This is a genomic window from Rhodococcus sp. 008 (genome assembly GCF_001682295.1).
Taxonomy (GTDB): Bacteria; Actinomycetota; Actinomycetes; order Mycobacteriales; family Mycobacteriaceae; genus Rhodococcus_F; species Rhodococcus_F qingshengii.
Genome location: NZ_CP012749.1, coordinates 565875 through 583941, shown reverse-complemented (window position 1 = coordinate 583941; position 18067 = coordinate 565875). Strand labels below are relative to the sequence as shown.

Annotated in this window: 18 protein-coding genes; 12 read left to right on the top strand and 6 right to left on the bottom strand. The window is 62.4% G+C overall.

Going from position 1 to position 18067, the window contains the following annotated elements; genetic code table 11:
- Window positions 1-44: 44 nt before the first annotated feature.
- Genes AOT96_RS02670 through AOT96_RS02655 form a run of 4 tightly spaced genes read right to left on the bottom strand, consistent with a single transcriptional unit; the run spans window position 45 to window position 4091 of the window.
- A complete protein-coding gene (locus AOT96_RS02670) occupies window positions 45-1688 on the bottom strand; it encodes a long-chain-fatty-acid--CoA ligase (RefSeq protein WP_083197578.1) in 1644 nt (547 codons plus the stop codon).
- A complete protein-coding gene (locus tag AOT96_RS02665; protein ID WP_058037864.1) occupies window positions 1685-2740 on the bottom strand; it encodes an NAD(P)H-dependent amine dehydrogenase family protein in 1056 nt (351 codons plus the stop codon). Before AOT96_RS02665 ends, AOT96_RS02670 begins: the two co-directional genes overlap by 4 nt.
- The gene (locus AOT96_RS02660; RefSeq protein ID WP_042451076.1) at window positions 2737-3507 is read right to left on the bottom strand and encodes an SDR family oxidoreductase; all 771 of its coding nucleotides are present in this window, start codon (window positions 3505-3507) and stop codon (window positions 2737-2739) included. Before AOT96_RS02660 ends, AOT96_RS02665 begins: the two co-directional genes overlap by 4 nt.
- Complete coding sequence (locus AOT96_RS02655) at window positions 3504-4091, bottom strand: nuclear transport factor 2 family protein (protein ID WP_042451074.1); 588 nt, start codon at window positions 4089-4091, stop codon at window positions 3504-3506. Before AOT96_RS02655 ends, AOT96_RS02660 begins: the two co-directional genes overlap by 4 nt.
- A gap of 114 nt (window positions 4092-4205) precedes the next feature.
- Between AOT96_RS02655 and AOT96_RS02650 the strand changes: the two genes are divergently transcribed.
- The 9 genes from AOT96_RS02650 to AOT96_RS02610 all read left to right on the top strand — a co-directional run bounded on the left by AOT96_RS02650 (window position 4206) and on the right by AOT96_RS02610 (window position 13030).
- Window positions 4206-5009 (top strand): ABC transporter ATP-binding protein, encoded by an 804-nt coding sequence (locus AOT96_RS02650; RefSeq protein WP_003940309.1) that lies wholly within the window; start codon window positions 4206-4208, stop codon window positions 5007-5009.
- Complete coding sequence (locus tag AOT96_RS02645; RefSeq protein ID WP_003939931.1) at window positions 5006-5719, top strand: ABC transporter ATP-binding protein; 714 nt, start codon at window positions 5006-5008, stop codon at window positions 5717-5719. The genes AOT96_RS02650 and AOT96_RS02645 overlap by 4 nt, the downstream gene beginning before the upstream one ends.
- Before the next feature lie 3 nt (window positions 5720-5722).
- Complete coding sequence (locus tag AOT96_RS02640) at window positions 5723-6619, top strand: branched-chain amino acid ABC transporter permease (protein WP_003940241.1); 897 nt, start codon at window positions 5723-5725, stop codon at window positions 6617-6619.
- Entirely contained in the window at window positions 6616-7704 is a 1089-nt protein-coding gene (locus AOT96_RS02635; RefSeq protein ID WP_030534909.1) for a branched-chain amino acid ABC transporter permease, read from the top strand. Before AOT96_RS02640 ends, AOT96_RS02635 begins: the two co-directional genes overlap by 4 nt.
- A gap of 58 nt (window positions 7705-7762) precedes the next feature.
- Window positions 7763-9046 carry an ABC transporter substrate-binding protein gene (locus tag AOT96_RS02630; protein ID WP_065351260.1) on the top strand — a complete coding sequence of 428 codons (1284 nt, stop codon included), beginning with the start codon at window positions 7763-7765 and terminating at the stop codon, window positions 9044-9046.
- A gap of 13 nt (window positions 9047-9059) precedes the next feature.
- The gene (locus tag AOT96_RS02625) at window positions 9060-10781 is read left to right on the top strand and encodes a class I adenylate-forming enzyme family protein (RefSeq protein ID WP_030534908.1); all 1722 of its coding nucleotides are present in this window, start codon (window positions 9060-9062) and stop codon (window positions 10779-10781) included.
- Window positions 10778-11179: a nuclear transport factor 2 family protein gene (locus AOT96_RS02620; protein ID WP_021345212.1), complete on the top strand. Its 402-nt coding sequence runs from the start codon at window positions 10778-10780 to the stop codon at window positions 11177-11179. Before AOT96_RS02625 ends, AOT96_RS02620 begins: the two co-directional genes overlap by 4 nt.
- Entirely contained in the window at window positions 11160-12164 is a 1005-nt protein-coding gene (locus AOT96_RS02615) for an LLM class F420-dependent oxidoreductase (protein ID WP_231917386.1), read from the top strand. Before AOT96_RS02620 ends, AOT96_RS02615 begins: the two co-directional genes overlap by 20 nt.
- Before the next feature lie 65 nt (window positions 12165-12229).
- Window positions 12230-13030: a crotonase/enoyl-CoA hydratase family protein gene (locus AOT96_RS02610; protein WP_042451070.1), complete on the top strand. Its 801-nt coding sequence runs from the start codon at window positions 12230-12232 to the stop codon at window positions 13028-13030.
- A 46-nt stretch (window positions 13031-13076) separates the two neighbouring features.
- Here AOT96_RS02610 and AOT96_RS02605 read toward each other — a convergent pair whose 3' ends face one another.
- Both AOT96_RS02605 and AOT96_RS02600 read right to left on the bottom strand, forming a co-directional pair.
- Complete coding sequence (locus AOT96_RS02605) at window positions 13077-14378, bottom strand: MFS transporter (protein ID WP_007727683.1); 1302 nt, start codon at window positions 14376-14378, stop codon at window positions 13077-13079.
- Window positions 14379-14645: 267 nt separating this feature from the next.
- A complete protein-coding gene (locus AOT96_RS02600) occupies window positions 14646-15833 on the bottom strand; it encodes an ROK family transcriptional regulator (RefSeq protein ID WP_003946405.1) in 1188 nt (395 codons plus the stop codon).
- Between the two features lie 194 nt (window positions 15834-16027).
- Here AOT96_RS02600 and AOT96_RS02595 point away from each other — a divergent pair, with 194 nt between their 5' ends.
- From AOT96_RS02595 to xylB, 3 genes are all read left to right on the top strand, one after another.
- On the top strand, window positions 16028-16258 hold the full coding sequence (locus AOT96_RS02595) for a DUF3263 domain-containing protein (RefSeq protein WP_030534904.1): 231 nt from the start codon (window positions 16028-16030) through the stop codon (window positions 16256-16258).
- Between the two features lie 69 nt (window positions 16259-16327).
- The gene (locus AOT96_RS02590) at window positions 16328-16645 is read left to right on the top strand and encodes a WhiB family transcriptional regulator (protein ID WP_003946343.1); all 318 of its coding nucleotides are present in this window, start codon (window positions 16328-16330) and stop codon (window positions 16643-16645) included.
- Window positions 16646-16669: 24 nt separating this feature from the next.
- A complete protein-coding gene (gene xylB, locus AOT96_RS02585; protein ID WP_047272588.1) occupies window positions 16670-18067 on the top strand; it encodes a xylulokinase in 1398 nt (465 codons plus the stop codon).

Genomic DNA, 18067 nt, shown 5'->3' with positions numbered 1-18067 from the left:
GGCCGATCGCTCGAAGCGACCGGCCCCGAATTCGTGTCATGGACTCAAGCGAAGTCCTGTCGCAAACGAGTCTTGAGCAGCTTCCCGCTAGCGTTGCGTGGCAGCTCCTCGATGAACCGAACTGCACTGGGGCACTTGAAGTGAGCCAGTCGCTCGCGTGACCACTCGATGATCTCCGCTTCGGTTGCATCCGAATCAGCAGCTCGAACGACCACGGCAAGGGGAGTCTCACCCCACCGATCGGAGTGAACGCCGACTACCGCGACCTCGCGGATGCCGGGGTGCCCGGAGAGAACACTCTCCACCTCGGCCGGATAGACGTTCTCACCGCCGGAGACGATCATGTCCTTGAGGCGGTCGTGGAGGTAGAGATAGCCGTCCTCGTCGAACGATCCGCCGTCTCCGGTGCGAAGCCAGTCACCGTCCAACATGGTGGCCGCAGTGGCTGCTTCGTTACGCCAGTAACGCTTCATGACGTGAGCGCCGCCGATGACGACCTCGCCGCGGTTACCGACCGGGACGTCTTCCAGCGTCACGGGATCGACTATGCGGATGGGCACTCCGAACATCGGCTGCCCGACGGACTTCAACCGATGCGCGGTCGACTCGTCGGTCGCCCGATGATCTTCCGGGGTCAGCATGGTGACGCCGCCGGTCGACTCGGTGAGTCCGTATGCCTGCAGGAAACTACACCCGAAGACCTCGGTCGCGTCTTGCAACAGGGGCAGTGGCATCGGCGCGGCTCCGTAGACCAGGAACTGCAGGGCACTCCAATCTGCCTCGCGCACAGCCGGAAGGGAGGTCAGGACGCTGATCACCGCGGGAACGGCGACCGCATGCGTGACTTTGTACTCCTGCATCAGCGCGACGAGTTCGAGAGGTCCGGCGATGGTCTCGAGCAGTAGAGCGCCACCGCCGAGCGTGGTGACCAGGGCGAGACCCAGTCCGGCCACATGGAAGAACGGAACCGGGCACATAGCCACGGAGTCGGTGTCGAGATCGAGCAGGTGATACATGGTGGCGAGGGCGCGGCCGAGGTTGGCGCCGGTGAGTTCGATTCCCTTGGGGTGACCGGTGGTTCCCGACGAGTAGAAGATCAGCGCTGTGTCGTCGGGGCGGCGCGACGACCCCGGATCGTCGTCGCCGACACCGGAAAGCCAGTCGTTCCACGAGATCGAGTTTCCGGAACCGTCCACCGTGACGACGGTACGGACGCTACCGACCGCCGCGGCGACGTCGGAGAGGCCCTCATCGCCTGCTCCGAGTACGACGACGGTCGGCTCGCTGTTGCTCAGGATGTAGTCGACCTCGCCCGGTGCCAGCCGATTGTTGACGGCCGTCAGGATCGAGCCCATCTTCGAAGATCCGTACAGGACGGAGAGGAAAGACGGTGCATTGGCCCCGATGTACGCCACCCGGTCGCCGGGTCGAACACCATCGCGCAGAAGTGCATTCGCGACACGATTTGTTTCGATGTCGAGTTCACGGAAACTGGTACGCCCGTCATCGGAGATGACGGCGGTGCTCTCCGGACTGGCAATCGCCCGGCTGCGCAGCAAGTCTTCCAGATTCTGCACGGGGCGACCGTCGGGCAGGAGCGCGTTCACGGAAGGTTCACGGACAGCAGGTTCACGGGTGGCAGGTTCACGGGTGGCAGTCGAACCTACGGCCGTCGGCTGAGTTGTCATGCTGAATGCTCCAATCTGAAGGGGGCAAAGACAGGGGGTTCGAAAATGCCGACGGGAGCAGCGAGTACATGCTCGACGGCGCGTAGTGCCGGGCCTGCAGTGATGAACTGACCGGCTGTTGTGCGACTGTTCGGATCTTGTGGTTCGACCAGGTTGACGGTCATCACGATCTCGGGTTTGCCGAAGAGGTGGACTTCCCATTGGTCCCGTCCCGCGTATTCGTCGCGATCAGGTTCCATGGTCCAGATGATGGCGAGGGTGAGGAACTGCTTTCCGTCGACCATTGCGTGCCAGCGCCATTCGGTGGTTCCGACGGTTCCCGCGGCGATGCGTCCGGCGGCGACGTCGAGATCCGTACGTGCCGGAACGACCCTGTGATCGGACACGACCTCGTCGTAGGTGACGCCCAGGCGCTCGCACATGAACGCGATGGTCTCGAGGTACAGCGACGCATACAGCGAGGGCAACGGCCCGGTTCCGTCCAGTTCCTCCGGGGGCGAACCCATTCCCATGACGGTGAACGCGAAGTCGGGGTCAGGCATGCCGCGAGCGTCGAGCACCTCGTCGATCGTAATTCGGTCGAGTTCGATCGATGTTCCCGTCAGCGCCAACGCCAATCGCTCGCCGATGACACCTGGGCTCACGCCGACCCCGTAGAGCGTCGAATCGCCTTCCTTGCATGCTTGGGCGAACATGTGCTCGCGTTCGGTGCCGTGTGCGCGGGGGAAGTGCTGCCCGGCCGTCGTGATCACGTTGATCCCGGCGCGAAGCAGACGGCACAGATCGTCGTCGTGGCGTTCGTACGGAATCTGCAAACGCGGACTGTGGATGAGAACCTGTGGGCGCGAGCGGATGATCTCGTCCACGTCGCGTGTAGCGATCACCCCCGTCGGTGCTCGTCTGGCGATGTCACCGGCGTCTCGACCCGCCTTGGCGTCGCTGTACACGTACAGGCCGACCAACTCGAGGTCGGGACGATCGATGATTCCGCGTAGCGCTGTCTTGCCGATGGCACCGGTCGCCCACTGGGCAACACGAATCGGATCGCTCATGATCGAGTGGTCAGTTCGCCGGCGAAGAGGAGCTTGCCCAGACCGCGTTCGTACCGAATCGGGTCGCGTGCCAGACGCGCACGGGCATCGATTGCCATGAAATCTGTGTCGCACGTCCACTCACCGCGTTGCGTGGCGGCGAGTCCGGTCGCGGCGATGTCCAGAGGATTTTCCTTGTGGCCCTGAACATGTGACGCCATGCGGGTATCGACGCTGCCGACGATCAACGACGTGACGGTGATGCCGTGCGGTTCGAGTTCGGCGCGAGCGATGCCGCCGAGCGACAGAGCAGCCGCCTTGGCCGGTGAATAGCCACCCATGAAGGCGGTCGGAGCGATTGCGGCCACCGACAGGACGTTGACTATCGATCCTCCGCCGCGGGCGGCGAGTACCGGCGCGAAGGCGCGGATCATCGTCAGAGGCCCGAAGTAGTTGACCTCCATCTCGGCTCGCGCAGCCGCTTGGTCGTCGGCCTCGATCAACCGATTCCCGGTGAACAGTCCGGCATTGTTGACGACCACTGTGGTGTCACCGCACGCCCTGGCCGCTGCATCGACGAGTCCTGGATCGGTCACGTCGAGTTCGACGATGTGTGCTCCGGTGGATCGCAGCTCGGCGGGCGCCTCGTCGGGATTTCTCACCCCTGCATAAATTTTGGCGGCACCCATCGACTTCGCCTGTTGGACGAAGGCCAAGCCGAGCCCTCGATTGGCGCCGGTGACGAGGACAGTCGCGCCCTCTATCGGCGTTCCGCGAAACCTTGTCATGAGTGCTCCTGTGTCTGCCGTGTGTAGATGAGGTCGTCGGGAAATTTCTTGCTCTTCTTCAAAGACGTTTCAGGCGCGAGCATCCCGAAGATCCAGCCTTCGGCTGTGGCCATGTCGTGGTTCCAGTCCCACCGCAGTGCGCGGTGGCGGATTCCCCACCTGCCGTCCTCGTAGCCGAAGCGGTCGATCAGGCGCGCCGCGGTGAGTGTGTCGGCTATGCCGTCCGAGTGCTTGATTCGCGCGAAGGCAAGCACGTAGGACTCGACGTGTGCTGTGGCCCCGTCGAGTTCGATCAGGACGTTGGTCATTGCGTGGGTCGTCAGTGACCGTGGGTGAGTGATGGCCCCGGCGATGTGGTCGATGTAGTCGTCGGCGGTGCCGGTGAAGACACCCCCGTGGTCTTCGGTTGCGCCGGGTAGATAACACCGCCTGGCGTCCTCGACGTCTCCGCGATCGGCAGCTCGGAGGAAACGAGCCAGAACCTCGTAGATTTCCTGCTTGGCGACGAGAGCGTCGACCCGGCTGTAGTCCCTGACGTCTGGGCCCCCGCCGCTGTCGACTGCGTGAATGTTGTTGGACCTCACGATGATGTCCCTTCTCGGCTCCGGATCGGGGGCCGCACGTTGACGGAGTGCCTCTGTTTACTGTAGTAATCTCTATCACACTGTTAATTGAAGTGTCACGAGGAGGTGAAACCAATGCTTGGAAACACACCACCCGCACAACCTGCGAATGACCCGGTCGTACTCACGCTCTCCGATGTATCGATCGAATTCGGCGGAGTCACGGCTCTCGACGACGTCGGCTTCGACGTCCACGCCGGCCAGATCTGCGGACTCATCGGGCCGAACGGCGCTGGTAAGACCACGCTGTTCAACTGCATCACAAGGATTTACGAACCGAGTCGCGGTGTCATCACCTGGCAAGGAACCGACCTCTTGGGATTGCGGCCCTATGCATTGGCATCTGCAGGGATCGCTCGGACCTTCCAGAATCTCGCACTGTTCAGCGGCATGAGCGTCTTCGACAACACCATGGTCGGCGGATCGTCTCGGGGCCGCTTCGGACTGGCGAGCGGGCTTCTCGGCTGGCCTCCAGCGCGCGCCCGAGTCCGAGAACTGCGAGAGAAGGCCTGGTACCTGCTCGAACGCCTCGAACTCGTCGACGTCGCGAACGCGCCGGCAGCAGGCCTTCCGTTCGGAACACTCAAGCGCGTCGAACTGGCACGAGCATTGATGTCCGAGCCTTCGCTGCTTCTGCTCGACGAGCCCGCCGGCGGGCTCACACACAGCGAAGTCAAGGAGTTGGGAGAACTGATCGTCTCGCTCCGCGACGACTTCGGCTTCGGAGCGCTTCTGGTCGAACACCACATGGGATTGGTGCTGGGTATCTCCGATCACGTTGTCGCACTGAACTTCGGCCACAAGATCGCTGAAGGTACTCCGGCGGAGATCCAGCAGAACGACGCCGTGATCAATGCTTATCTGGGGCGAGCGGCATGAGCCTGCTGAGCGTCGATGATCTGCATGCCGGTTACGGGCGAGGCAATGTACTGCACGGGGTGTCGCTCGACGTGGAACCCGGCGGGGTCGCTGTTGTTCTCGGCGCGAACGGTGCCGGCAAGACCACCATGATGCGCGCGCTTGCCGGATTGATTCCGCACCAGGGAACGATCACCTTCAACGGTTCGCCGCTCGGATCCAAACCTGAACGCGCCGTGGCCGCCGGCGTCAGCCTTGTCCCACAGGGCCGTGGAACTCTCGGTCAACTGTCGGTACGTGACAACCTGCTCGTCGGCGCTGCGCTTCGCAACGACAAGGCGGAGATCGAGGCCGACATCGAGCGGTGGTGTGAGACATTTCCGGTGCTCGCGAGGAGGTCCACACAGTTGGCAGGTTCGCTGTCAGGCGGTGAACAGCAGATGCTCGCGGTCGCGCGGGCATTGATGAGCCGTCCCACCCTTCTTTTGTGCGACGAACCGAGCCTGGGTCTGGCGCCCATCGTCATCGCCGAATTGTTCGACACGCTCGGTGCGATCAACCGGAGCGACGGAACTGCACTGCTGATCGTGGAACAGAATGCCGATCTCGCGATGAAACTCGCGTCGAAGGTCTTCCTGCTCGACGTAGGCACCATCGTCGCTGCCGGCACGCCCGAGGAATTTCGTTCGGACGACGTCGTGCGCAGCGCCTATCTCGGGTACCAGGAGTAAACGGTGACACTCTTTCTCGAACGACTCATCTCCGGATTGACCAACGGCTCGATCTACGCAATTCTCGCGCTGGCACTCGTGGTGGTGTTCCGTGCCACCGGCACGATCAACTTCGCTCAGGGCGAGTTGGCCCTGTTCACAACCTTCGTGGCGTGGTGGCTCACAACGATGTCCTGGCCGATCTGGGCCGCGATCGGAGCGGCTCTCGCTCTCGGCTTCCTGCTCGGGGCGTTGATGGAGCGTCTGCTCATCCGGCCGGTTCAACGTAGAAGTGACATGGCAGTGCTGATAGTGGCACTGGGATTGTTCACCGGGCTCAACTCGTTGGCCGGAATGCTGTGGGGGAGCGAAACGAAGATCATGCCGAGCCCGTTTCCCAACGGTCCCACCGACTACATCTCGGTGGGCGGCGCGCGCGTGTACGGCGACGCACTGGGCGTACTGGTTGCGCTCGTTGTCCTACTTGTGTTGATGTCCTTGCTCTTTCGCAAGACGAGAGTCGGTCTGCACATGCGTGCCGTCGCGGACAATGCCGAATCTGCCACTCTCGCCGGAGTTCCGACCAGCCGGATACTCGCAATCGGCTGGGGTGTTGCGGCAGCGATCGGCGCACTGGCCGGTGTCCTGGTCACTCCGCTCTCGCCGCAACAACTCGGCCTCACGACCATGTTCCCGATCTTCATCGCAGCATCTGCGGCAGCGCTGTTCGGCGGTCTGGACAGTCTTGTCGGCGCAGTTGTGGGTGGGTTGACGATCGGTGTTCTGGAATCGATGCTCAGCGGCTACATTTCGGTCATCGGCGGTTCGCTGCAGCAGACATCCGCGCTACTGATCATCGTGGTGATCCTCTTCGTCAGACCCAATGGACTGTTCGGTACCAAGAAACTGGAGCGGGTATGACGACGCTTGCCGAGAGAAATGAACCCGCGGTCGCCGAAAAGGCAGTCAGGCAGCCGCGTGTGGTAGTTGCCGGATCGACGTCGTACCGGATACTCCAACTGGTTCTGCTGGTGGCTGCCGTCTGTGCCCTGCTCCTCGTGTCGCAGAGCGCGCCGTTTCGCGTAGGGCAGTTCACGAGTGTCTTCATCATCGCGATTGCCATCGCCGGACTGAATATCGTCAGCGGGTACACCGGACTTCTGTCGATCGGCCATTCTGCCTTCTTCGGCCTCGGCGCGTACACGACCGGCGTTCTGATCGTCGATCGCGGATACTCGCCGTTGACCACAATCCCGATGGCAGTCGTATTGTGTTTCGTACTAGGACTTCTCGTCGGGCTTCCCTCCTTGCGGATCAAAGGGCTGTATCTGGCTCTCGTTACCCTCGCCGTCGCTGTGGCGTTTCCCGAAGTGATCCGCAAGACCGGGGATCTCACCGGTGGCGCGGCCGGCATGGTCGTTCGTGCGAATCTTCTGGTCCCGCCGAAATGGACGGGTTTGACCCGCGCGGACACCTATCTCTGGATCTTCTGGGTTTCGGTAGTGACGCTGGCAGTGGTCATGCTCCTGATCCGCAATCTCGTCAAGAGTCGATTCGGTCTGGCAATGGTTGCGGTGCGCGACAACGAGATTGCGGCGAGTGCAAACGGCATCAACGTCGCGCGGGTCAAGATTCTCGCTTTCGGACTTTCCGGCGCGATCACCGGTCTGGCAGGTTCGCTGTTCACGATGTACATCGGCGCGCTCTCACCCGAGTCCTTTTCGTTGATGAAGTCGATCGAGTTCATCACCGGACTGGTGTTGGGCGGAATCGCAACGCAATTCGGCCCGATCGTCGGGGCGACGGCAGTGGTGTTCCTGCCGTACTACACCGGAAGCGTCACCGACGGCCCCGTGTCGGGAGTGGTGTTCGGCGCGGTGCTGATCGCGATCGTGTTCTTGATGCCGGACGGAATCGTCGGCCGGATCAACAGTGTTCTCCGACGGTTTGTCCTCGTGGTTCCCGCAGATCATCCCAAGTATCGCGAAGGTGAACCCCGCACCTGAGCGCCGTCTCCCTCGCCCACTCTCGTTTCTCTCAACTCACAGCAAGGAACTGGACGATATGAAAAGGCAGACCACGATTCCCGCAGTCATCGCCGCTGCGGCACTACTCCTTTCGGCCTGCGGAGGTAACTCCGACGCAGAGAGCAACACGTCGACCTCGGCCGGAGCAGTATCGGTCGACGACTGCAGCGATCCCAGTGGTGCCGCGGCGCCGATCACCGACAAACTCACGGTGGGGTGGAGTGGTCCGACGTCCGGCCCGCTCGCCGACGCGGTCGGCAACGTGATCGAAGGAATGCGAGCACGGTTCGAGGTCGAGAACGCGGCCGGCGGCGTCGGCGGCGTCAAGCTCGACGTCGTGGTCAAGGACGATGCCTTCTCCCCGGAGCGCGCCAAAGCCAATGTCGGAGAGTTCATTCAGAAGGACAAGGTCGACGTTCTGGGCACGTTCGGAGCAGGCCAGTTGAACGCCATCGCGGACGACCAGACCACTGCCTGTGTTCCACTGCTCTTCGCGCAGGCAGGCATGCCCGAGTTCCGGGTGATCGAAGACTTTCCGTGGACCACGGAGTATCTACCGGATCCGGGCGTCGAGATGGAGGTAGTGGTCGAAAGCCTGAAGAAGAAGTATCCGAGCGGCGCCAAGGTTGCCTTGGCCACGAACCAGACCGAGTCCGGACAAGGGATCGCCAACGGCTTCAAGTCCGCGATCGAAGGAACGAACTTCGAGATCGCAGCCGAAGAGGCGCTGACCGACCCCAAGACGGCGGCATCGACCCTCAAAGCCAGTGGCGCCGAGGTATTGGTGCTGGCCGGTGTCACCACCGATTGCCTCGCGATCACCCAGGCGATCGGACGTGTCGGATGGAAGCCCGACACCGTGATTCAACCGTCGAACTGCGTCGACGGTGCGACGCTGTATGCGCCCGCAGGTGATGCTGCCGACGGGCAGCAGGTGATGGTGTGGCTCAAGGATCCCAACAACGCCCTCTACAAGGATGACGCGGCGGTACGTGACTACCTGGCCGGTGCGGCTGCTCACGGTGCCGATTCCCCGACCAACAGCTACACCGTGAACGGCTGGGCCATCGGTGACCTGTTGGTGGACAACTTCACTCGGGCCTCTGAGTCATCCGACGGACTCTCACGCGCCAGCATCATGAGTGCCGCACGAACGCAGGACTACCACCCGCCGATGTTCATCGACGGAATCAAATTCACGATGACCGCGGACCATGCATTGGGAATCCTGGCATTCCAGCCGTTCGAGTGGAACGCCGCTACCCAGGCGTTCGAGAAGCAAGGCGACGTGATCGACATTTCCGGCCGTTACGAGAACTGAAACGAGTACGCGAATGAACAAGGCACACAGGGGATTGCACCCTCGCGTCAAGGTGGACGAATACACCTCGAAGGGGTGGTGGTCCGACGAGACGATCGATCAGGTGTTCCGGGCGCAGGTGCGGGTACGCGGTGACGAACTTGCCGTGGTTGATCCGGCGAACCGGAGCGAGTTGTCCGGCGGAGATCCGCGACGCCTCAGTTGGAACCAACTGGAGAGCGAAGTCATCGCGCTCGCTGCCGGCTTCTCCGAGGTGGGTTTGGGCCGGGGAGATGTTCTGGGCGTGCAGATGCCCAATACCGTCGAATTGGTCGAGGTCTACCTTGCAGCGTGGTCTCTGGGGATCGTGGTCTCGCCATTGCCCATGCAGTACCGCGAACGTGAAGTGGAAGGAATGGCAAACCAGGCGGCGTTTGCAGCATTTGTCACCGTACCCAGTTTTGGTGACAGACTCCCTGCTACGGAGATCGCTGCAATCAGATCCCGGATTCCCTCTCTGAGATCGGTGTTCGCCTACGCTCCCGCATCCGAGCTTCCGGCCCAGTTGCCGGCCGGTGTCGTGGGGCTGAGTCCTCGGGCGGCCACCGAAACACAGCGCAGTGAATTGGATGTCCGAATCACCGAAGATCCCAACGACCCCAACGATGCGATGACGATCTGTTGGACCTCCGGGACCGAAAGCGAACCGAAGGGGGTCCCACGTTCGCACTACGAGTGGCTGGCCATCTGCTGGGCCACGATCGACGCTCCCGACATCGGTGTCGGCGACGTCTTGCTGAACCCGTTCCCGATGGTCAACATGGCCGGAATCAACGGAATGTTCCTGCCGTGGCTCCGCACGGGATGTGTACTGGTACAGCACCACCCGTTCGATCTTCGAGTTTTCCTCGGGCAGATCGAGGCCGAGCGCGTGACGTACACGGTAGCGCCGCCTGCGCTGTTGTGGATGCTGCTCGCCGACGAGTCGATGCTCGCGGCGGTCGACCTGTCGAGCTTGACTCGGATCGGTTCGGGTTCGGTGCCACTGCAACCTCCGATGGTCCGGGGATGGCAGGAGCGATACGGAATCGGAGTCATCAACTTCTTCGGATCCAACGAAGGCATCAGTCTGCTCTCCTCGCCTGCGGACATGCCGGATCCGGACGACCGCGCACGGTACTTCCCCCGCTTCGGTGTCGAGAACTTTCGCTGGAGCACCAGAATCTCCGACTGGATGGACGTGCGCTTGGTCGACGTGGTCACCGGCGAGGACATCACCGAAGTCGGGCACCCGGGTGAGTTGCGAATCAGCGGACCGACGGTCTTTGCCGGCTATCTCGGCGATCGGCCGTCTCCGTTCGACGAACGCGGATTCCTCTGCACCGGAGACATCTTCGAGATTGCCGGTGATCACGGGCAGTTTCTCCGCTACCTGGACCGGGGGAAGGACCTCGTGATCCGCGGCGGAATGAACATCGCCCCAGCCGAACTGGAGGGATTGATCGCCGAGCATCCGGCCGTTGCGGATGTGGCCGTCATCGGCGACCCCGACGAAGTACTCGGTGAGCGCGTCGCAGCAGTGGTCACGCTGCGGCCCGAGACGGAACTCGAGCTGGACGCTCTGGTCGCGTTCCTGAAGGACAAGCGCATTGCGTCGTACAAACTTCCCGAGCGGCTGGAGATTCGGAAAGAACTGCCGCGCAATTCGACCGGAAAGATCCTCAAGCGTGAGCTTCGACAGAAGAGTGTGGCATGAGTGTGATGAACGACAGTGACAAGCTTGCGTTGGCGCGTGAGATGTTCCAGGCGTGGGACGTCATGGACTGGACACGCGTCGTCGACTTGTTCGCCGAGGACGGTGTGCTCCACAGCGTCATGCAGGAACCTCTTGTCGGCAAGGAGGCCGTTGCGGGCCGAATTGCGTTACTGGCAAGCAAGTGTGAACGGATCACACTGAAGATCGAGTCTCTCGGCGTGATCGACGGAAGGGTATTTGTGCAGCGAGTGGACGACTTCCACTTCGACGGTACCCATGGCGTCGTTCCTGTTGTCGGAATCCTCAGCATGGCAGACGGACGGATCACCGAGTGGCTCGAGTACTACGACCGTCCGACACTGTTGGAGGGAATGGGTCTTGTCTCCGACTTCGAGTAGAGGTTTGCCGACCATCGACATCTCCCTGGGGTTGTGGCAGGACCGTCCGCCGCAGGAGGTGACCGCTACTGCACGCCTCGCCGACAGACTCGGGTTCGGCCGAGTGTGGGTGGGGGAGATGGCGACGTACGACGCCTTTGCTCTGGCGACGTCAGTCGGCACCGGATTCGAGCACTCCGAACTAGTGGTCGGCCCGCTCGCGGTGACGGTTCGTGATCCGGCGATGATCGCGATCGGGGCGGCGTCGGTATCCGACCTGACCGGGCGTGACGTATCGATCGCGTTGGGTACTTCCAGCACTGTCGTGGTCGAGAAATGGCATGGGCGAAGCAGATCCGGGGCGGCACGTGCACTTGCGGAGTCCGCCCGCGGTGTGCGAGCGCTGATGAACGGTGAGCGGGGCGAAGTCGCCGGAACGGTGATGCGGACCAGCGGATATCGGCTGCGACTTCAGCCGCCAGGTGGGCGGCTGATCGTTGCGGCATTCGGAGACAAGGCTCTTCGGGCCGCCGTGGAGTTGGGTGACGAACTGGTGCTCAATCTGGTCAGCCCGGAGCAAGCGGGGCGCCTGATCACACGGTGCAAGGAAATCGCTGCCGAGTTGGAAACCGGCATGCCTTTCGTGTCGGTGTGGGCACCGGCTGCCGTCGCCGAGAATGGACCGTCACAGGTGTCGATCGATCAACTTCGACGCGGGCTCGTACCGTATCTGGCTGCTCCGGGGTACTCGGACATGTTCGTCCGCGCGGGCTTCGCTGATGTGATCGAGGCAGCCAGGGCCGGGGCCGCGCCGCGCGAGCTCTTGAGCCAGGTCTCGGACGCGATGGTGGCAACGGTGGGAATCGTCGGGACTCCGGCCGATGCCCGCGAGCAACTCGAGGCGTACCGAGCGGCGGGAGTGGACTCCGTCGTGGCCGTGCCTTCATCCACTGATTCGGATCCTGCCGGCAAAGTGACCATGGAACTTCTTGCGGAGATGGCATGACGGACCCCCGACGAACTTACTCTCAGGTAAGTTCGTCGGGGGTATGTCTAACCGAAGGAGTAGCCGTGAGTGATCGCGTTCGTGTCGAGGTAGTGCAGTCGGTGGCGTACGTGACGCTCAGCCGACCGGAGAAACTCAACGGTCTCGATCTGGACATGCTCGACGCCCTGGTGGACGCCGCTCGAACTATCGAAGCTGATCGTTCGATCCGGGGCGTGATTCTTCAAGGCGCGGGTGACGCGTTCTCGGCCGGGTTGGACTTCGCCTCTGCGGGTAAGCAACCGAGGCGCATGGCGAAGGCCTTCGCGAAATTTCCCGGTCAGAAGACCAACCTCTTTCAACGCGCGTGCTGGGTGTGGCGCGAATTGCCCGTGCCGGTCATCGCGGTCGTTCACGGGCACTGCTTCGGTGGGGGACTGCAATTGGCGCTCGCCGCAGACTTTCGATTCACCACCCCCGATTGCACGTTCTCGGTGATGGAGGCGAAGTGGGGATTGATCCCCGACATGACCGGAACGGTCACGATGCGCGAACTCGCGGCAATGGACGTCGTGAAACGCCTCGCCATGACTGCTGAACTGTTCGACGGAAATCAGGCTCTCGAGTGGGGGTTCGTGAGCGGAGTCAGCGACAATCCGATCAAGCCGGCGCAGGAACTGCTGTCGCAGATCGCGGTTCGCTCGCCGGACGCCGTCGCAGCGACGAAGACGTTGCTGCACAAGACCTGGAACCGCTCGCCTCGCGGCGCGTTCTGGATCGAATCGCGGATCCAACTGGCGCTGATGCGAGGCAAGAACCACAAGATCGTGCGCACAGCGAATGCTGCGAAGAAGTTGCCGGAGTTCGCCTTTCGAAAGTTCGGCTGACAAACTCCGGCATCGCGACGCCGTTGGGCGTCCACATTCAGGTCGATTACACCATCAGGTCTCGTCCTGATCGATCCTTGATGAGCATCGTGGCGACGAACGAGACCGCGGCCAGCAGGGCGAGGTATATCGAGATGGCAAGGGTGCCACCGGTCTTGCCGAGGAGCCACTGTGCGACGGTGGGAGCAAAGGCGCCGCCGAAGATGGTGCCTACCGCGTAGGAGATCGACGCACCGCTGTAACGGATCGAAGCCGGGAACAGTTCGGCGAACAACGCGGGTTGAGGTCCGTACGACAGCCCGAGTCCGACCGAGAACAGGATCATCGCCACGTAGATCCAGCCGAGATTCCCGGTGTCGATGAGGAGGAAGAACGGCACCGCGAAGAGGACCATTGCGAGGTTGCCCACGTTCATCACCGTGGTGCGGCCGCGTCGATCCGACCAGTAGGCGCCGATCATGGTGAAAACGCCCCACGTGACGGCACTTGCGAGCGTGGCAATCAGTAGTTCGGTCTTACCCAGGCCATAGGTCTTGGTTGCGTACGCGACGATGAATCCGCCGATCACCATGTAGCCGTTGCCGTTTGTGCCGATGAAGGACAGCGCCGCGAGTACGACCTGCTTCGGGTGTTTCTTGAACAGAGTTCGGATAGGCGTGTTGCTCTCGGTGCGGCGTTCCTTGAGTTCGGCGAATACGGGTGACTCGCTGACCTTGCTTCGAATGTAGAAGCCGACGCCGATCAACACGACGCTGAGCAGGAACGGCACTCGCCATCCCCAGGTGGTGAACTGTTCGTCCGTGAGGGTGAACGTGCACAGTGCCAAAACGCCGGTGGCGAGCAACATTCCGAGCGGTACTCCCATCTGTACGAACGCTCCGAAGAATCCTCGACGCTTGGTGGGTGCGTGTTCGACGGCAAGAAGAGCGGCCCCGCCCCATTCGCCGCCCGTCGAGAATCCTTGGACGACGCGAAGCAGGATCAACAGGATCGGTGCCCAGATTCCGATCGAGGCATACGTCGGCAGCACGCCGATGAGAACCGTCGCGGCACCCATCATCGCCAACGTCGCGACCAGGACACGTTTGCGGCCGAGCCTGTCGCCGAGATAGCCGGCCACGATGGCACCGAGAGGACGGAAGACAAAGCTGATGCCGACCGTGACGTAGGAGACGATCTGGCCGGCCGAGCCCATCGGCTTGAAGAACAGGTCGGCAAAGATCAGGGCTGCAGCTTGGGCGTAGATGAAGAAGTCGTACCACTCGACGGTGGTGCCGACCATCGACGCCATCGCGGCGCGGTCGTATTCCTTCGCGGCGGGCTTGGTGCCAGTTCTGGTTGTGGTCATCGAGCTACTTTCTGCCAGTCACGTGGTTCACCGACACGGTGAAACTGCGAAGTCGGAACAGGGGAGAAACGCTGTTCGATCTGCGACGTTGCCGGTGTGCTCGGTGCATGCTTTTGGCTGACTCGGAGCGTTCCTGCGCGATCTCATCGTCGATATCGGCAACCGAATGATCGGTAGGTAATGAATTATGCAGAAGTGTGAGCGTCAACACAAGCGATGCCGGAAAAGTCTGATTGTTTGATGCGGAGCGTGCGAGAAGTCAGCGACTCACGTGTGGAGTGACGCCGCGATCCGCAGATCGATTTCCCTGGCGCTGAGCAGATGGTCGAGGACGAGAACCGCACAACCGAGGATGCCGGATTGTGCGCCGTGGCTGACCGAAGCGATCTGAAGCTTTCGGGTGGCAAGCGCCGTTGCGTTGCCGTAGACGGACTCCCGAAGCCCGGCGAGGAAGAGTTCGTCCGCCTCGGCCATGTCGCCGCCGATGATCAGGACCTCGGGATTGAGGAGATTGACCGCGCCGGAAATGACGTCGCCGATCAGTCGGCCGCTGCTTCTGATGAGCCGGCGGGCTTCGCTGTCGCCGTCCAGGGCGAGGCGGACGACATCACGCACGTGACCGACGCTTCGGCCCTGATCTCGGAGGGCATGCACGAGAGCCCAACCGCTGGCGACAGTTTCGACGCAGCCGACGTCGCCGCAGCGACACTTCATGCCCCGCGCTGCAGCGGTTTTGGTATGCCCGATCTCGCCGGACGCTCCGAGTGAACCGCGTTGGAGGACTCCGCCCATGACGATTCCTGCGCCGAGGCCGGTTGACGCCTTGATCATCAGGAGGTTGGGCGCACTCTCGCGTCGCTCGCTCAATTCGGCCAGAGCCATCACGTTGGCATCGTTGTCCGCGAACAGCGGAGCCGTGGTCACCGATGCCAGATAGGGGGCAAGCGCGACTCCGTCCCATCCCGCCATCATCGGAGAGTCGAGGCTTGCTCCCGCGGCGACGTCGACCGTTCCGGGAATGCTCAGTCCGATTCCGATGACCTCGGTAGACGCGCGGTGGACCTGGGCCAGTAGTGACGAAAGATGCTCGGCAATTTCGGGCATCAGTTCGTCGGGGCCGACCCCGACCGACTTGTCGATGTCTTCTGCCGCGAGGATCGTGCCCGCCAGGTCGGTGACGGCAAGTTGTGCCCGCGATCGACCGATTGCCACGACGAGAACCACGCCGGACGAGTTCGCGAAGGTGAGAGTGGACGGCGGCCGGCCGCCCGTCGACGGGCCCTCGTCGTCATCGGCGATCAAACCAAGCGATTGAAGTGCTGCAACCCTGGCCGATACCGCCGTCCTGGACAGGCCGGTGAGCTTCCCGATCTCGCTGCGCGTGGTCGCGGAACCGCTGCGTATCAGCGTGAATACCTCTCCCGCGGTAGCCGGAGTCGTGGACGGTCGGGTCATTGTCCTATTCAAGCATTCCTCGTCGGTAACTTCAGCGTGCGAAAGTTCGCATACTTTGTCCACAAAAAGACGTAAGTAGGTCTTGTGAAAAAGCAGAAGTAGGCATAGTCTGTGTCTTGACTCACTGCCACGGGCGTCCGAGGAGACGAGTCGCAGTTTCTGTGAAGCAGGGCGCACAAACAGGGGAGAACCTGATGAGCCGCACGGATACACAAGAGATCGTCGAGTTCGCACGTAAGTGGCAGCAGTTCGACGGTGGACCTGACGAAGAGATCTTTGTAACCTTCGGCCTCGCCCCGGACGAGTATTTCCGCAGGCTGCAGGCAATTCTCGACGACGGCGTCGTAGCGCTGACTCCGCCGGTCACCGGCGAACTCGCAACAGTCTGTGCACATCGACTCGGCCAATCGGTCAGGCGTCGATAAGTCCGACCCGGCGTCAGCCCAGAGTCACCCGAATCCGTGTCACCCGAGTAAGGAATTGAGGTCGCCATCATGCACAAGCACCTTCCGATGCCGTACCCGACCGCCGAAGTGTGGGACTGGCAGCTGCAGGGAGCGTGCCGCGGGCACGATTCCGCGGTGTACTTCCATCCGGACGGCGAGCGTGGACACGCCCGCGAGAACCGTGAACGCAACGCCAAGAAGGTCTGCGCGACGTGCCCTGTACTCCAGCAGTGCCGCGAACACGCACTCTCCGTCCACGAGCCGTACGGCATCTGGGGTGGAATGACGGAGACCGAGCGCGCAGAATATGTGCGATCGCTGCGTAAGCGCAGCAACCGGATGCCCGCGGTCGCCAACGCGAGCTGACGGTCCTTCGGAAAGGACGCCAGTGTGACCCTCGTAGCCGGTATCGATTCGTCTACCCAGTCGTGCAAAGTCATTGTCCGTGATGCCGATTCGGGAGAGCTGGTACGAGAAGGGCGGGCGGCGCACCCCGTCGGTACCGAGATAGATCCGGCATGCTGGCTCGAGGCGATGGACAGTGCAATCGCCGCGGCGGGTGGGCTCGGCGACGTCGCAGCCGTATCGGTCGGAGCTCAACAGCACGGCATGGTGTGTCTGGACAGTGGCGGCGAGGTTGTCAGACCGGCGTTGCTGTGGAACGACACTCGGTCGGCGAAGGCTGCGACCGATCTGGTCGAAGAGTTCGGCGGACCCAAGGCGTGGGCCGACGCAGTTGGTGTAGTTCCGGTCGCCGCGGTCACGGCAAGCAAGCTTCGATGGCTGGCAGATCACGAACCCGGCAATGCCGATCGCACTGCCGCGGTGTGTCTTCCGCATGACTGGTTGTCCTGGAAGTTGGGTGGGTCCGGCTCGATCGAGGAGCTTGTTACCGACGCGGGCGACGCCAGTGGAACCGGCTATTATGCTGCCTCGACGCGCGAATATCGTAAAGATTTGCTGGCGTTGGCATTTCGCGGTCGAACCCCGCATGTTCCCCGAGTTGCATCGCCGAACGAAAAGATCGGAAGTACACGTTCCGGAGGTATTGTCGGGCCTGGCACCGGTGACAATGCCGCAGCCGCACTGGGTTTGGGAGCAGTTCCCGGTGACGTGATCATCTCGATCGGAACATCCGGCGTCGTCTCGGCTGTATCGGCCACCCCCACGCACGATCCCGGCGGGAACGTGGCAGGATTCGCGGACGCAACCGGCCTGCACTTGCCGCTGGTGTGCACTCTCAACGGCGCGCGCATTCTTGATGCGACGGCGTCCATTCTCGGTGTCGATCACGCCGAACTGTCGCGGTTGGCGTCGACGGCGCCCCTCGGAAACGACGGGCTGGTCATGATTCCGTACTTCGAGGGTGAACGGACGCCCAACCGCCCTGACGCCACGGGGGCCATGCACGGATTCCGGCTGCAGAACTCGACGCCTGCGCACTTTGCACGAGCCGCAATCGAAGGGCTCCTGTGCGGCTTGGCCGACGGCGTCGACGACCTGGTTCGTCAAGGCGTCGAGGTGAAGCGAGTTCTCCTCGTGGGAGGCGGAGCGAAGTCGCGCGCTCTCTGTGAGATCGCGCCGGCAATTCTCGGAGTGCCGGTCGTGATCCCTGCTCCGGGTGAGTACGTCGCCGAAGGGGCATGCAGGCAAGCAGCATGGGCACTGTCCGGGGACACGCAGCCGCCGGTGTGGCCGAAACCGGAAGAGCGACGATTCGACGCCGAACCAGCTCCCCACGTGCGCGAGCGCTACGCGTCGTTGCGCGAACTCACCGAAGGTGTCTGA